We start from the raw sequence: 15,632 nt of genomic DNA, 5'->3' as shown, positions 1-15,632 counted from the left end.
TAGCTCTGCTCACAAGCCTTGGTTTCTACTGACATTTCTGAGCAGCCATGTCAAACGACGATCAGCTGGTGTTATCCCTTTGCTTCGGCTCTCTCATCCACAAGCTCCCAATAAAAGAGTATAATCGACACCAGCTTGGCTTTTTTAAGCCCAGCTGGCAAGGCAAGTCCTCCGATGCGGCACCTTGCCTCGTCTCCTTAATGCGCTACGTCCGTTAGACTCGCTGTTCTTTTCTATTATTTTGGATTTCGGCATGACTGAATACTTTTTACTTTTAATCAGTACAGTGCTAGTCAACAATTTCGTTCTTGTCCAGTTCTTGGGCCTCTGTCCTTTTATGGGTGTCTCCAACAAGCTGGAGTCGGCGTTGGGTATGGCCTTGGCGACCACCTTTGTTTTAACTCTCGCTTCGGCACTTAGCCATCTGGTTTATCACGGCCTGCTGCTGCCTCTCAATCTGGAATATCTGCGCACGATTAGCTTTATTATCATGATTGCGGCAGTGGTGCAGTTTACTGAGCTGCTGATCCAAAAAACCTCACCTGTCTTACACCAGACACTCGGCATTTTCTTACCGCTGATCACCACCAACTGCGCCGTACTGGGTGTTGCGCTGCTCGCCGTAACACAAGAACTGAGCTTTGTTCAATCGATCGTCTATGGCTTAGGAGCCGGCCTGGGTTTTGCGCTGGTGCTGGTGATGTTTGCTGCCTTAAGAGAAAGAATTGCGCTGGCCGATGTTCCCCTTCCTTTTCAAGGGGCGGCTGTGGCAATGATCACAGCGGGAATGATGTCTCTAGCTTTTATGGGCTTGACCGGCATGATTCAGCTCTAGCGCTTGAGCGCACTGATGAGCTGGGACTCTGCTGATTTTTTACTCGACCAATAGAAACACTGAACATGCCATTTGCTTCTTTACCATCTTTACACCCCTTGCTTGCTGCGCTACTGGTGCTAGGTCTGCTCGCGCTGTTGATTGGGCTGCTGCTCGGCTATGCGCAGGTGCGCTTTTATATTGCCGGTGATCCTCTGGCGGAGAAGATTGATCAGCTGCTGCCTCAGACGCAATGCGGCCAGTGCGGCTACCCGGGCTGCAAGCCCTATGCTGCGGCCATTGCGCAGGGCGAGGCCATCAACAAATGTCCTCCAGGCGGTGAAGAAACCATGCTGAATCTGGCCGACCTGCTTGGCCGAGAACCACTGCCATTGGAAGAAACCACCGCAGAACTCGGCGGCAAAAAGGTGGCCTGGATTCGTGAAGAAGAGTGTATTGGCTGCACCAAATGTATTCAGGCCTGCCCCGTTGACGCTATCTTAGGGGCCGCCAAGCAGATGCATACGGTGATTGCCGAGGAGTGTACTGGCTGCGATCTTTGCGTTGCGCCCTGCCCGGTGGATTGCATTGATATGCTGGATATCACACCGCCTCGCTATCCGCGCCCTGCTGGCCCTTGGTCCAGCCAGCAAGCGCGACTGATTGCCACCGACCTCTCGCCCTTAGGGAGCCAGCCATGAGTCTTTCCGTGCGCCGTCAGCCCATTGGCCGCTTTCATGGCGGCATCCATCCCGCTGAACACAAGGCCATCTCAGCCAAGTCCCCCTTGCGCTCTGCCCCACTGGCAGCAGAAGTCATCCTGCCGCTAGGCAAGCGCCCTGATCGTCTTGCTACGCCCTGTGTGGCGATCGGAGAACAGGTTCAGCGCAATCAAGTCATCGCCTCCAGTGACCAGCTGGATATCCCCTGGGTGCATGCCAGTCTCAGCGGAGAAGTCATCGCGATAGAAGCTCGCCCTGTTGCTGGCAGCGCACAACCTCTGCCCTGTATTGTGCTGCACAGTGATGGACAGGATCTCGCCCGACCCAGTCAGCCTCTTGCCGCTTGGTCAACCGCTGATCCTGCTGAGTTATGGCGACGGATCATGCAAGGCGGACTCAGCGGCCTTGGCGGTGCAGCCTTCCCCAGTGCGCTCAAGCTACAAGGCGCGCACCAGCAGGGCATCCGTGCGCTGATCATCAATGCCGCTGAGTGCGAACCCTATATTACCGCCGACGATGCGCTGATGCGGACGCGCCCAACAGCGCTCCTCGAGGGCATGGCGATCCTCAATCATCTACTGCAACCTGAGCAGCTGATGATCGGCATTGAAGACAACAAGCCAGAAGCCATCGCGGCACTAGAAACCGCCTTACAAACAGAAGACTGGCAAGCTCTGGCCGCGAAAACCCAGCTGGTGATCCTGCCCACCCTCTATCCTTCTGGCGGTGAAAAACAGCTCATCCAACTGTTAACTGGCGAGGAAGTCCCTGATCGAGGCCGACCTCTGGATCTGGGTCTACTCTGCCATAATGTCGGCACTCTGGTGGCCCTTGCCGATGCGGTGATACGCGATCAACCGCTGATCGAGCGACTGGTCACCGTCACAGGGGCGCAGGTCGCCCATCCCGGCAATTATCTGGTTCGTCTGGGAACGCCGATGCAGCACCTTTTGGACCTGGCTGGCTATCGGCCCAGCCCAACGCCTCGCCTGATTCTCGGTGGCCCGATGATGGGGCAGGCGCTGCCCAGCAGCCAGTTTCCGATCACGCCAGGCTGCAACTGCCTTTTGCTGCCTTCAGTGCAAGAACTCCCACTGCCTGGGCCAGAGCTGCCTTGTATTCGCTGCAGCCGCTGCGAAGAAGTCTGTCCGGCTCAGCTTTTGCCACAGCAGCTGTACTTCTATGCCAAGGGGCAGGACTGGGAGCAACTGCGCGCCCAGCAGCTCCAAGCCTGTATCGAATGCGCGGCTTGCGCCTGGGTCTGCCCAAGTGAAATCCCCTTGGTCGACTACTATCGCCATGCCAAGGCTGAGCTGGCGCAGCGTGATCAAGACGCATTGAAAGCCGAACAGGCCAAACAGCGCTTTGAAGCTCGCCAAGCTCGTTTAGAACGCGATGCCGCTGAAAAAGAAGCCAAGCGCCAAGCTCGTGCCGCAGCCGCGCAGGCTGTACAGCAGCAAGCCGCGCCAGCCGTCAAGGCCGTCACGCCAACCACCACGGCCGCTGTCTCGACACCACCCAGCGAGGCCGCAGCAGCCATCAAAGAAAAAACGAGCGCGACGTCGACGATCCAGCCTCAAACGCCCCCCCAGACAGTCGCTGCTTCAGCGCCGGTGGATGAAAAACGCCTCAAGCAGCTGAAAATCGCTCAGGCTGCTGCACAAGTTGCGCTGAAAAAAGCACGCAAGACCCTGCAGAATCTGCAAGCGGATAGCCATACACCCGCTGAGCAATTGGCAGAACAAGAAGCACGCGTCGCCGCTGCAGAAGCCCAGGCGGCCAAAGCCGCCGCTCAACTGGCTGAAGCCGAGACAACCACAAGTGAGACTCCCTGATGCGCTGGATGCAACTTGCCTCTCCCCACACTCTGCATAGCCTGACGACAGCACAGGTGATGCGCCAAGTGATGCTCGCCTGCCTTCCTGGCATTGCCGCATTGAGCTTTTTCTTCGGGCCAGGTGTGCTGATCAACATCCTGCTCGCCTGCTTGAGCTGTGTCGCGTCTGAAGCGCTGGTTCTTTACTGGCGTCAGCGTTCGTGGCGCTGCCTGCATGATGGCTCAGCCCTACTCACCGGCTTGCTGCTGGGGATTTGCTTACCCGCCACGGCACCTTGGTGGATTCCAATCAGCGGTGGTTTTTTTGCCATCCTCTGCGCCAAACAGCTTTTTGGTGGTCTGGGCCAGAACCCCTTTAATCCGGCCATGGCCGCCTATGCACTGCTGCTGATTAGTTTTCCGCTGCCGATGAGCCAATGGCCACTGCCCTTGACGCTGGATTCTATCGAGGGCTGGCGCTCTGTCGCACAGCTGGATGGCTGGACAGGGGCCACAGCCCTCGATGCCTGGCGGAACAAGGGCCTGTTGATGGCCGATGAATTCTGGGCCAGCGGGCAGCTTTTGCCAGAGATGCTCCATGCCTGGGCCTGGATCGCCGGTGCTTGGTGCCTCGGGGGTGGCTATCTGCTCTGGCGTCGACTCATCCCTTGGCAGACTCCCGTGGCTTTTTTTGCCACTATTTTTCTTGCCGGAGCGCTGGTGTGGGGATGGGATACCAGTCACCAAGCCCCGCCTTGGCTTCACTTTGCGGCTGGCTCTGTGGTCTTTGCTGGCTTTTTTATTCTGACCGATCCAGTCAGCGGTGCCACCAGTCTGCGCGGCAAGGTCTACTTTGCGATGGGTGTGGGCCTGCTGGTGATCAGCATTCGCACCTGGGGCAGCTACCCTGATGGCGTGGCCTTCTCGGTACTCTTGATGAATGCCGCCGCACCAGCACTGGATTACTTCACACGTCCGCGCACCTATGGTCAACGCAAGGCGGCGCGCACAATGGGGCATCGGGAGCCAAAAGAATGAGCAACACACCTCCACAACTGGGTCGCAGCCTCTGGCAAAGCAGTCTCAGCCTGGTCGTCTTTGCACTGGTCACCGCAGGGCTGGTCGCCAGCACCGCCCTGCTGACCAGTGAACGGATCAGCGACAATCGCGCCCAGGCGGCGGCCCGTCTGATGCATGAACTCCTGCCTGAAGACCAGCAATATCAGCTCGATTTGCATCACCCGCTGCAACTTCCAGCCGCCCCCACTCTGGGACAAGACCAGCCATTTCAGGCTTATCTTGCCCGATCGGCTAGAGACGCCACCCAGAGCGCGCTGATTTTGCCACTGATCGCCCGCGATGGTTATAGCGGCCAGATCCATCTGCTGATCGCGCTGAATTCACAAGGCGAAGTCCTTGGCGTGCGGGTGGTTGAGCATCAGGAAACCCCAGGCTTAGGGGATAAGATCGAAAGGCAAAAATCAGCCTGGATCTTAAGCTTTAACGGACGCAGCCTCAGCAACACTTCAGGCTGGGCCGTGCAGCGCGATGGCGGCGAGTTCGATCAGTTTACCGGCGCCACCATCACCCCGCGCGCGGTCGTCCGCGCCGTGCACCGTGCCTTGATCTGGCAGGAGCAGCACTCAATGCTACTCGATTCAGCCTTAGCTGACTGGCAAGCCGAAGCCGAACGGCGCGATCAGGAGACATCACCATGACGCACTACAGCAAAATCGCACAAGAAGGCTTGTGGAAGAACAACCCAGCTTTAGTGCAACTGCTTGGCCTCTGCCCGCTACTTGCGGTTACCAATAGTCTGGTCAATGCACTGGGCCTTGGGCTGGCGACCCTACTGGTGCTGCTCGGCTCTAATCTGGTGATCTCTCTGTTACGCCACCAGATTCCTGCCAGTGTGCGCCTCCCTGCTTTTGTGATGATCATTGCTTCTTTCGTGACCTGTGCCGAGCTGCTGATGCAGGCCTTCACCTATGAGCTATATCAGATTCTGGGGATCTTCATTCCGCTGATTGTCACCAACTGCATGATCTTAGGGCGAGCAGAGGCCTTTGCGAGCAAAAACACCCCTTGGGCAGCCCTATTTGATGGCCTGATGGTCGGCTTGGGCTTTGCGGCTGTGCTACTGCTTTTGGGTGGTCTGCGTGAAGTCTTGGGGCAAGGCACGCTATTCAGCGGTATGGATTTGCTGCTCGGGGCTTGGGCAGCTGACATGCAGGTCACTTTATGGAGCGATTTTCAGGTGCTGATTTTTTTGCTTCCGCCAGGTGCTTTTTTTGGCATGGGTTTATTAATCGCCGCCAAAAACGGTATCGATCTGCGCCGCAAAGCCAAGGCTGCCAAGTCGATTCTCGCCAGTGATCGGGATACCGCCTTATGAATGCACAAAAGCGCTATCAAATTTTTAGTCGGCTCAGAGAGGCCAATCCACATCCCACCACCGAGCTCAACTGGACCACACCCTTTGAATTGCTGACAGCCGTTCTTCTTTCTGCGCAGGCGACGGATGTGAGCGTCAACAAGGCCACAGCCAAGCTCTTTGTACTGGCCAATACTCCCCAAGCTCTGCTGGATCTTGGTTTAGAAGGGCTAAAGGAGCAGATAAAAACCATCGGCTTGTATAACACCAAGGCCGAAAACCTGCTCAAAACCTGCCGCATCCTGCTGGATCAACACCAAGGCGAGGTGCCCAAAACCCGTCGTGCGCTTGAGGCCCTGCCCGGTGTCGGTCGCAAAACGGCCAATGTGGTGCTCAACACCGCCTTTGGTCAGCCTACTATCGCGGTGGATACGCATATTTTTCGCGTTAGTAACCGCACGGGCATCGCGCCGGGTAAAAATGTCGATCAGGTTGAGCAAAAGCTGCTGCGTCATGTGCCGCGTGAATTTAAGCAGGATATCCACCACTGGCTGATTCTGCATGGGCGCTACACCTGCTTAGCGCGCAAGCCTCGCTGTGGATCGTGTCTGATTGAAGATTTATGTGAATTCCAAGATAAAACTGAGTAAGATAAAACAATGCAAAAGGCCTTGACGCTTGGCCTTTTTTTATGACTGTGATCCAACAAAATCCATGAGGCCCACCGTGAACCAACAACAACTCGCGACTGCTCGCCGCTCACGCGCGATCACCACTGAAGAAGTGCTGCTGATTTTGTGCCACTCAGTAACTCAGGTATTAAATAACGCCGGAAACGAGCAGGTCACCTACTCCCCAATGGTGCAAAAGATCAATAAAACCTGCTTACGTCCAGATATCGGCTGCTTTGTGCTGTTTGATGGTGGTTTTTCTGGCTTGGTCATCATCAACTTTACCGCTGAATCTGCGATGGAAATCTATCGCAAATATCTGCTCAGTATGGGCATGCCAGAAAGCGAACTGGCCCAGTTTCATACCGCTGATGAAGTGGGCAATGTGATGGGTGAGATCATGAACCAGATCGTTGGCGACTTCACCAACAAGGTTCGCGTTCAACTGCGCACTTCAATCACCCAAAGCCAGCCCAAGATGATGGCGATCAATAAACAGGTGCAGATTTCGGTCAACACCACGCTGGATCAGCCTCAATCACGCCGAGTGACTTTCAGCACTGAAAACCATAATATCTTCTATCTCGAGTTATCTATGGATAAAACTGAATTTATCAAACTCCATGATTTTGAAGATTCAGAGCTTGAAAACCCAGATGATATTCTTGAGGAAAACCACCGAGATCGTCACTCATCATCTCACGCCGCTTCTCGCGACGATGCACACGATGATCTGATGAACGACCTTGGTATCTAATATCCGCGCCTCACAAGGGCGCATCCAAGCTGTGATATAAGGAAAATAAGAATGGCTACTGCATTTGGTACTGTTTTTATGCCAGAAATGGCAAGAGTTGATTTTAATGGTCAAGAATGGGGCCGCGCAGCCATGGTGCCGAGCGACCAGCTCGTCCTCCACCCCGGTGCACATGTATTACACTACTCCAGCACCTGCTTCGAGGGGCTAAAAGCCTTTCGTCACCAAGATGGCTCTGTCCATGTGTTCCGCATGGATCGCAATATCGCACGTTTAGCACAAAGCAGCCGCCTGCTGGCACTGCCTGAGATCGATGAAGCACAGGTGGCCCAGATGATTCGGGACACTGTGGCACGCTTTGCCGATGAAGTGCCTGCCCCCCCTGGCTCACTCTATATTCGTCCTACGCATATTGGTACAGAACCCGCCATCGGCAAGGCTGCCGCGCCTTCTACCCAATCCTGCCTCTATATTCTTGTCTCACCTGTTGGCGATTATTTTGCAGGCGGGGCCACAGCACTGCGCTTGTTACTCGAAGATCAAGGCATGCGTTGTGCGCCTCATATGGGCATGATCAAAAGTGGTGGCAACTACGCCAGTGCACTGCGCCCGATCACCCAAGCGCGCGCCGAGCAGCAGGCGGATCAAGTGCTCTTCTGCCCCAATGGCGATGTGCAAGAAACCGGCGCGGCCAACTTCCTGCTGATTGATGGCGATGAAATCATCACCAAAGCGCTGGATGAAAGCTTCCTGCATGGTATTACGCGCGATTCGATTCTCACCCTCGCGCGTGATCTTGGTATGCGTGTTTCCGAGCGCCAGTTGACAGTCGATGAGCTGCTGGAAAGAGCGGCCAAGCCTGAGTGTGAAGCCGCCTTATCCGGCACAGCCGCCGTGCTGACGTCGGTTGGCACGCTGATTCATCACGGTCAGGAATATGCTGTCGGCAGCGGCCAGCCAGGACCGATCACCGCCAAGCTACGCCAAGCACTGAATGCAATTCAGTGGGGCGAAGCAGAAGATCGTCATGGCTGGTTAACGCGGATTTAATCCTCGCGAATCAGCACCCGTTCTCCGCTCTCCACCTGATCAAAAAGTGCCACCATGGCATCAGGATGGAGACGGAGACAACCATGCGATAAGGGCACGCCCAGAGGTTGATCATCGGGCGTGCCATGAAGATAGATATACCGCCTTTGCGTATCCACCTGCCCGCCACGATTCACACCCACTTCCTCCCCACACAGCCACAGAATCCGACCCAGTATCCAGTCACGCTCTGGATGCGCTAGGCTCAATTCTGGCGTCCAGATCTCTCCGGTTGGACGACGCCCGACCAGCACCGCGCGCGGATCTAAACCAGCACCGATACAGGCGCGAATCCGATGCCAGCCACGCGGAGTTTGCCCGCTGCCCTGCTGCTCTCCAGCCCCAGCCAAGCCGCTGGACACGGCGCAGGACCAGATCACCCGACCCTGGGCATCTAGCCGCTGCAAGCTTTGCTGTGCAAGGGAGATCTCCAGCATCTAAGCCGCTGTTTCCGCCATGCGTGGCGGCTGAGGTGGTACAGGGGCATGCATGGCCGCAGTCACCACAGGTAAGAAGCGTGCAACCAGATCCTTCACACGGATTTTCTCATCATAATCACTGGCGGCAATATCTTTCAGCGCATCCAGTGATGACAGGGTAAAGACCACCGAACCCAGCATAAAGTGCAAACGCCAGAAGCGCTCAGCATCCGGCAGTTCAGGCGTCGCGTTTTTCAACAGCTGGGCAAAGCGATTAAATGCCTTTCCATAATGCTGTTGTAGATAGCGCCGCATATGCCCCTGCGCCTGGGTATAGGCCAAACCCAGCAGACGCATAAAAATCGACAAGCTGCCTTTTTGTGCAGGAATACTCAAGGTGGTGCGTGCGAGAGTTTCGAGTAAATCCTCCAAAGTCAGGCTTGGGCGGCGCTCCAGCACCTCCAGCTGAGCATTAAATTCTTCGCAGAAAGGATCCAGATAGCGCGCGAAAACCGCCTGAATCAGGGCCTTTTTAGACCCAAAATGATAGTTGACTGCCGCCAGGTTAACCTTGGCTTTACTCGTAATCGTCCGCAATGAGGTTTCGGCGAAGCCTTTTTCTGCAAAAAGCACTTCGGCCGTATCCAAAATACGGACGACTGTTTCTGATTGTGCCATGATGACTCCACTTGAAACGTTTGTTTGAAACATTATCCTTTCAAGTGAAAAAAGCGTCAAGCCACATCTTGTCCGGCCAGACGATCACGCCAAGCCTCGACGCCCGCCAGCAAGGCCGGAATCACCAATAAAACAAGCAAGGTGGCCACCCCTAAACCAAACACCAGCGACGTGGCCATCGGGATCAAAAACTGCGCTTGTACCGAGCGTTCAAACAACAAAGGTACCAGACCGACAATGGTGGTCACGGAAGTAATCAGCACCGCTCTTAACCTTTGACAGGCCGCCTCGACGATGGCCAGCTCTCGCGCCAGCCCTTGATCACGCAACACTTGATAGAAGCTGACCAGAATAATCGAGTTATTGACCACGATCCCCGTCAGGCCAAATAAGCCAAACAACGAAAGAATCGTCAGCTCAAGCCCCAACAGGCCATGCCCGATCACCGCGCCCAAGAGACCAAAGGGAATAATCGCCATCACCACAAGGGGCAGTAAATAGCTGCTAAACATCCAGGCGAGCACCACAAAAATCGCCACCAGCGCAAACAACAAGCCCATCTGCATATCGCCTAGGGTTTCCTGCTGATCCACCGCCCGCCCCTGAAAAGACCATTCAACACCATAGCGCTGGGCCAAATCAGGCAGCACTTGCGTAGCCAGCCCCTCACGAATCTGGCCTGCATTGCCCTGCGCTCGATCAACCTCGGCAGAAACATGAATCGCCAAGCGCGCATCCGCATGACGCAAGGTTTCAAAACCAGGCTGATAATCCAGCGTCATCAGTTGATCGAGTGGAATCCAGCCTCTTTCTGCCTGCTGCAAGGGCAGCGCCAGCTGTTGCAGGATTGCTGCATTGTGGCGCTCATCATCCGGCAGGCGCACGCGCACCTCGATTTCATCCAAACCTTCTTGATAGACCTGCACCACACTGCCATCAAAAAAGCCGCGCAGCTCAGCCGCCAGGCTAGCGGGGGTGTAGCCTAGATGCCAAGCTTCAGGGCGCAGGCGCACCAAGAGCTGTTCACGACCATAGGGCGTATCATCCTCAATCGCAAAAAGGCCCGGGATATCCTCCATGCGTCCGGCCAGCTCCAAAGCGGCGCGCTTGAGCGTCATCGCATCAGCACCGGTTAAGCGCACATCCACATCACGCCCAGGCGGACCACCCGTGACCGCAGTGATGATCACCGCATCCAGACCCGGCGCACTGGGCAGGCGTGCATTCCACGCATCAATCAGCGCCTGATTGGTGACCTCGCGCCGATCCGGTGAGACCAGCTCAACCAATAAGGAGGCAAACTGATCCCCCTGCGCACCACCGCCTTCAGCACTCAACAGCTGTCCAAGGCGCACCACCTGGGTTTGTACCAGCCCACCTCCCAGCTCAGCTTCGGCCTCGCGTAACGCAGCCTCAAGACGCTGCATCAGATTCTCTACCTGCTCAGGCGAGGTACCGGCCACAAAAGACACATTGGCACGCAAGGTGGTGCCATCAGGACTGGGAAAGAAGGTGAAACCCACCCGCCCACCGGCAAGCAGGCCAATCGAGACAATCAGCAAGCCAGCCGCGCAAGCCAGCGTCAACCCCCGCTGCGCTACGGCACGGGTGACCAGACGCCGAAAACGCCCATCACGGAAATGAATCAAACGTCGCTCAAAAGCAGCTGAAATCGGGTTTTTAGTTTGGGTGGCAGGATCTTGCTCCAAGCCTTTTTTGAGCTGGTGCGGCAAAATCAAAAAGCTGATCACCAAAGTCGCCAGAATCACGCAAATCACCACCAAGGGGATCTCAAACATGATCTTGCCGATAATGCCGCCAACCAGCATCAATGGGAAAAAAGCCGCGACGGTCGTCAACGAAGAGGCAATCACTGGGCCCAGCATCCGCAAAGCACCTGTTTCGGCGGCCTCTTCTGCACTCTTGCCCTCTGCGCGCAGCGTATAGGCATGCTCGGAGACCACGATCGCATTATCGACAATAATCCCCAGTGCCATAATAAAGCCGAACAGAGACATCATGTTGATACTGCCGCCAAACAGCCACAGCGCGATAAAAGCAGCGGTAAAGGCCACCGGAATACCCAGCGCCACCCGCACCGCCAACTGGCCGCTTAAAAACAAAAACAGAATACCCACCACCAGCACCAAGCCCGTCAAACCATTCTTGAGCAGCAGGCTGATACGTTCATCAATCAACTCCCACAGCTGGTCATAGACCACCAGTTGCAGATTAGGAGGCAGCTGCGCTTGAGTTTCTTCCAACCAGAGTGCAAATAGGCGTGCAGCGGCCAAGGCATCAGTGCTTTCTGTACGCTGCAACAGCAGCTCCACTGCGGGCTGACCTTGATAGCGCACCAGCGCCTGACCATCCCGTGGGCGCTGCTCAATCTGGGCGATATCCCCTAAGCGCACATAGCCCTCACGAGCAGAGGACTGCACAGGCAAGCGTGCAAAATCTGACCAGCTACGCGCCTGCTCCAACAAGCGTAACTGACGCGTCCCTTGGTCTCGCCCAACCAGACCCGCTGGCTGATCCTGAGTAAAAGCGCGCAACTGCTGCGCCAGCTGCTGAGGCGTCATCGACAGCGCCAGCAGCTCAGCTAAGGGCACCTCGATCGCGACCACCTCCTCTGGCAGTCCACCAAGATCCACACGCTCAATACCACGATCGAGCAAAGCCTGTTCAAACTGGCGTGCCACAATGCGCAACTCATCCATTTCGGCCAAGCCAGTCACCAGCAGGCGCGCAATCGGCTCATAGCGCACCACACGCGACACCACCGGGGTTTCTGCGGCTTCGGGTAGCTGGCGCAACTGCGCCACCCGATCCTCAACCTGCGCGAGGGCCTGCGTCATATCCGTGCCGTCGTAAAACTCCAGCGTAATCGCGGCAATCCCCAAGGAAGAGGTCGAAGTCATGGATTTCACGCCATCCACACTACGCAGACTGTTCTCTAGTGGCAGAGTCACGCCCAGCTCGACATCCTCAGCACTGGCACCAGTCCACACCACGCGCACCGTGATAAAATCCAGCGAAAAGTTGGGAAAGAACTGCGTATTCAGCTTCAATAAGGCCCAGCTGCCAGAAATCAGCATCATCACGATCAACAGCTGACTGGCCAGACGATGACGTAAAAACAGCCCGATCAGCTTCATTCGCCTTGCTCCTGCCGCACGAGCTCAGGCTGCGCACTGCGCTCACTGACAATCTCAACCAGCAATCCGTGCATCGCATTCGGCAAGCGTGTTGCCAACAGCTGATCTGCAAAGGCCAAACCGGCTCGGCTCACCAGCACACCCGGCTGACCATCAAGACGATGCTCACCCAACAGCTCCACCTGCAAGGATTCAAGACGCCCATCCTGCACGCGATAAACACGATTACGCCCCTGCACCGCCTCCTGCGGTAACCAAAAGACCGATTCGAGCACCGGCAAGGCCAACTGCGCATCAATAAAGCGTCCTAGCGCCAGTCCTTCAGCTCGACCTTGCTCGAGCACAAAAGTCGCCATCACGCCCGCGCCCTCGGTGGTCAAACTCGCCAGATTCTGCAAGCGAAACACCAACGACTGACCATCCAGTTCTGTTGTTGCATACACCGCCGTCTGTTGATCCAAAGCCGCGCTGACCTGAGGCAAGGCCGAGATGGGAATACGCGCTTCTAGCTCCAGTTCATCGGGTCGATGCAGGCGCACCAGCGGCTCATGAGCCGTCACCCTATCCCCTTCTGCCACCAGGACTTCTTGAATCCGCATCGCGGCAGGCGCACGCAGTTGGGTGGCGGCCAGATCACGCGCGGCAACCTCCAGCTGCGCACGCGCACGGCGTAACTGGGCCTCCAACTGCTGCACCTGAGAAGGGAAATAAGCCAAGGCCAGCTCACGCTGCAGGCGGGTCAAACGCTGCTGGCTCAAGGCTTGCGCGGCTTCTTCAACCTGACGCGCAGAGGCACGATCGGCCTGAGCTAACTGCTGCTGACGCTGATACTGACGCTCAGCAAGGCGATAGAGGAGTTCTTCTTCTTCCAAGGCTTGTTGATCGATCTGCTGCTGAAGGCGTCTTTGCTCTAGCTGGCTTTCCAGCTCCTGTACCTCGGCCTGACGCTGACGATAAAGTGCCTGGGCATCGAGATCCTCCAGCACCAGTAAGAGCTGCCCCGCCACCACCGCTTCACCACCGCGAACCAACACCTGAGCCACATCACCCGCTGTACGCGCACGCAATTGAATATCGCTTGAACTGACCAACTGACCAAACAAGCGCAGCTGGGGTGCAAGATCCTGCGGTACCAGATTGAATACCGCGATCGGCCAGCGTCTTTCTTCATCACCGGCTGGAGGCGGCTCAGGCCGTGTGGCGCGCAGCAAGATAAAGATCAGCACTGCCAGCAGCAGAATCAAGACGGGGAGCAGACGTTTCAGCAGCGACATAAATAAGAAATCCTTAATGTAATAAAGGGAGCAAGGTTAAACCAAGGATCAGCATCAATCTAGAGACGGCTCATCAAGTTACAACTTGATCCACAAAAAGACTTAGGTATAGGCTGAAAGACGATTTCGCCATGGAGAAAAGACACGATGACGCTTGAAGATCCCCATTTACAGCTGCGCCACCTGAAGAAAAAAGATTATACACAACTCAAACACCTCATGGACAAGGTTTATGATGACATCGGTGGTGCCTGGCCTGAACAGACCATCAACAAGCTGGTGCGTGACTTTCCAGAAGGCCAGATCGCGATTGCTGATGATGGCAAGCTAGTGGGTGTAGCGCTCAGCCTGCTGGTCGATTATGCCACCTTCTCTGAACCCCACAAATACAGTGCATTGATTGATGAACAGCATTGCATTCGCCATCAGCGCCGTGGTGATGCCTTGTATGGTTTGGATGTGCTGATTGATCCTGCCTATCGTGGTCACCGTCTTGGACGCCGCCTCTATGAAGCTCGTAAAGAACTCTGCCGCGCGATGAATCTTCGCGCTATTTTAGCTGGCGGTCGTCTCCCCGGATATCAGGAGCAGGCTACTGAGCTCAAGCCTACCGAGTATCTGGATCAGGTCGCCAGACGCGAGCTGCATGATCCGATCCTATCGTTTCAGCTGGCGAATGATTTTCAGGTCAAGCGCCTAATGCGCGGCTATCTGCCTGAGGACGACAAGTCACTGGGCTATGCCACCTTACTGGAATGGAACAATATTCTGTTTGAGCCTGAAGCCAATCTGATCGAAAGCAGTCGAATGGAAGCCCGCGTTGGCGCGGTGCAGTGGCAGATGCGCGAATTTGATTCGGTTGAGGCCGTGCTCCAGCAGGTGGAATACTTTGTCGATGCCCTTTCTGACTATCAAAGCGATTTTGCCGTCTTCCCTGAGCTGTTTAATGCCCCCTTGATGGGCCTGACGGATCAATCCGATTCGCTGCAAGCGATCCGCTTTTTGGCCACCTTTACCGAAGCCTTCAAGACCGAGCTGCTGCGCATGGCAGTGAGCTACAACATCAACATTATCGCTGGCTCCATGATTGAGGAAGGCGAGGATGGACGCCTGTATAACGTGGCCTATCTGCTGCGCCGCGACGGGACACTGGAGCGTCAGACCAAGCTGCATATCACGCCACAAGAAAAGCGTGACTGGGTCATCGAGGGTGGACATGATCTGCAAGTCTTCCAAACCGATGCCGGTCGCATTGGCATGCTGATTTGCTATGACGTGGAATTCCCCGAACTGGGTCGTCTGCTCGCCGATGAAGATATGGATATTCTCTTTGTGCCCTTCTGGACAGACACTAAAAATGGCTATCTTCGCGTACGCCATTGCGCGCAGGCCCGCGCTGTTGAGAACGAATGCTATGTTGTCATCTGCGGCAGTGTCGGCAACCTCCCTTCGATTGAAAGCCTGGATATTCAATACGCCCAGTCTGCCGTCTTCTCGCCGTCCGATTTTGCCTTTCCTCATGATGCCGTGCTGAATGAAACCACGCCCAACACCGAGATGATCTTCTTCTCTGATCTGGATTTCGCACGCCTCAAAATTGTGCGCAATGAAGGCTCAGTCACCAACCTGAAAGACAGACGCTTGGATCTATTCAGCCTGAAACGCCGGATGCATAAGAAAAAAACACCCGCCGCACTCAGCGCCGCCTCAACCCATACGGCTTCGTCAGCGCCAAGCGATGCTGCCTCAGCTTCCACTCAGCCAGTATCACCCAAGCCAGCACGCAAAAAGAAAAAGGCCACGCCCAGACGTAAGAAAAAACATCACTCTTGATCCGAAGACAAACAGTAAAGCTTCTCA

General features: G+C 55.7%; 14 protein-coding genes. 10 read left to right on the top strand and 4 right to left on the bottom strand.

What is annotated here, in order from left to right:
• Positions 1-253: 253 nt before the first annotated feature.
• From rsxA to V6U78_RS09985, 9 genes are all read left to right on the top strand, one after another.
• Positions 254-835, top strand: a complete 582-nt coding sequence (gene rsxA, locus V6U78_RS10025; protein ID WP_405340038.1) for an electron transport complex subunit RsxA — start codon at positions 254-256, stop codon at positions 833-835.
• A 65-nt stretch (positions 836-900) separates the two neighbouring features.
• Positions 901-1,515, top strand: coding sequence for an electron transport complex subunit RsxB (gene rsxB / locus V6U78_RS10020; protein ID WP_405340035.1), 615 nt, complete (start codon positions 901-903; stop codon positions 1,513-1,515).
• A complete protein-coding gene (gene rsxC, locus V6U78_RS10015) occupies positions 1,512-3,371 on the top strand; it encodes an electron transport complex subunit RsxC (protein ID WP_405340032.1) in 1,860 nt (619 codons plus the stop codon). The genes rsxB and rsxC overlap by 4 nt, the downstream gene beginning before the upstream one ends.
• Positions 3,371-4,390 carry an RnfABCDGE type electron transport complex subunit D gene (locus V6U78_RS10010; protein ID WP_405340030.1) on the top strand — a complete coding sequence of 340 codons (1,020 nt, stop codon included), beginning with the start codon at positions 3,371-3,373 and terminating at the stop codon, positions 4,388-4,390. The genes rsxC and V6U78_RS10010 overlap by 1 nt, the downstream gene beginning before the upstream one ends.
• A complete protein-coding gene (gene rsxG, locus V6U78_RS10005; RefSeq protein WP_405340027.1) occupies positions 4,387-5,070 on the top strand; it encodes an electron transport complex subunit RsxG in 684 nt (227 codons plus the stop codon). Before V6U78_RS10010 ends, rsxG begins: the two co-directional genes overlap by 4 nt.
• Positions 5,067-5,747, top strand: a complete 681-nt coding sequence (locus V6U78_RS10000; protein ID WP_405340024.1) for an electron transport complex subunit E — start codon at positions 5,067-5,069, stop codon at positions 5,745-5,747. The genes rsxG and V6U78_RS10000 overlap by 4 nt, the downstream gene beginning before the upstream one ends.
• Complete coding sequence (gene nth / locus V6U78_RS09995; RefSeq protein ID WP_405340021.1) at positions 5,744-6,376, top strand: endonuclease III; 633 nt, start codon at positions 5,744-5,746, stop codon at positions 6,374-6,376. The genes V6U78_RS10000 and nth overlap by 4 nt, the downstream gene beginning before the upstream one ends.
• Positions 6,377-6,452: 76 nt before the next feature.
• Positions 6,453-7,154: a DUF3334 family protein gene (locus tag V6U78_RS09990; RefSeq protein ID WP_405340018.1), complete on the top strand. Its 702-nt coding sequence runs from the start codon at positions 6,453-6,455 to the stop codon at positions 7,152-7,154.
• A 51-nt stretch (positions 7,155-7,205) separates the two neighbouring features.
• Entirely contained in the window at positions 7,206-8,204 is a 999-nt protein-coding gene (locus V6U78_RS09985; RefSeq protein ID WP_405340015.1) for a branched-chain amino acid aminotransferase, read from the top strand.
• Here V6U78_RS09985 and V6U78_RS09980 read toward each other — a convergent pair.
• Genes V6U78_RS09980 through V6U78_RS09965 form a run of 4 tightly spaced genes read right to left on the bottom strand, consistent with a single transcriptional unit; the run spans position 8,201 to position 13,772 of the window.
• Complete coding sequence (locus V6U78_RS09980; protein ID WP_405340012.1) at positions 8,201-8,680, bottom strand: L,D-transpeptidase family protein; 480 nt, start codon at positions 8,678-8,680, stop codon at positions 8,201-8,203. The two genes, V6U78_RS09985 and V6U78_RS09980, sit on opposite strands and share 4 nt — an antisense overlap.
• The gene (locus V6U78_RS09975; protein WP_405340009.1) at positions 8,681-9,340 is read right to left on the bottom strand and encodes a TetR/AcrR family transcriptional regulator; all 660 of its coding nucleotides are present in this window, start codon (positions 9,338-9,340) and stop codon (positions 8,681-8,683) included.
• Positions 9,341-9,396: 56 nt separating this feature from the next.
• Positions 9,397-12,498: an efflux RND transporter permease subunit gene (locus tag V6U78_RS09970; RefSeq protein ID WP_405340006.1), complete on the bottom strand. Its 3,102-nt coding sequence runs from the start codon at positions 12,496-12,498 to the stop codon at positions 9,397-9,399.
• Positions 12,495-13,772 (bottom strand): efflux RND transporter periplasmic adaptor subunit, encoded by a 1,278-nt coding sequence (locus V6U78_RS09965; RefSeq protein ID WP_405340003.1) that lies wholly within the window; start codon positions 13,770-13,772, stop codon positions 12,495-12,497. Before V6U78_RS09965 ends, V6U78_RS09970 begins: the two co-directional genes overlap by 4 nt.
• 147 nt (positions 13,773-13,919) lie before the next feature.
• Between V6U78_RS09965 and V6U78_RS09960 the strand changes: the two genes are divergently transcribed.
• Entirely contained in the window at positions 13,920-15,605 is a 1,686-nt protein-coding gene (locus tag V6U78_RS09960; RefSeq protein WP_405340000.1) for a GNAT family N-acetyltransferase, read from the top strand.
• Positions 15,606-15,632 lie beyond the last annotated feature (27 nt).

Source organism: Marinospirillum alkalitolerans (assembly GCF_045055655.1).
Lineage (GTDB): Bacteria > Pseudomonadota > Gammaproteobacteria > Pseudomonadales > Halomonadaceae > Marinospirillum > Marinospirillum alkalitolerans.
Note: the sequence above shows the minus strand (reverse complement) of the source record. Positions and strands in the feature narration are given on the sequence as shown.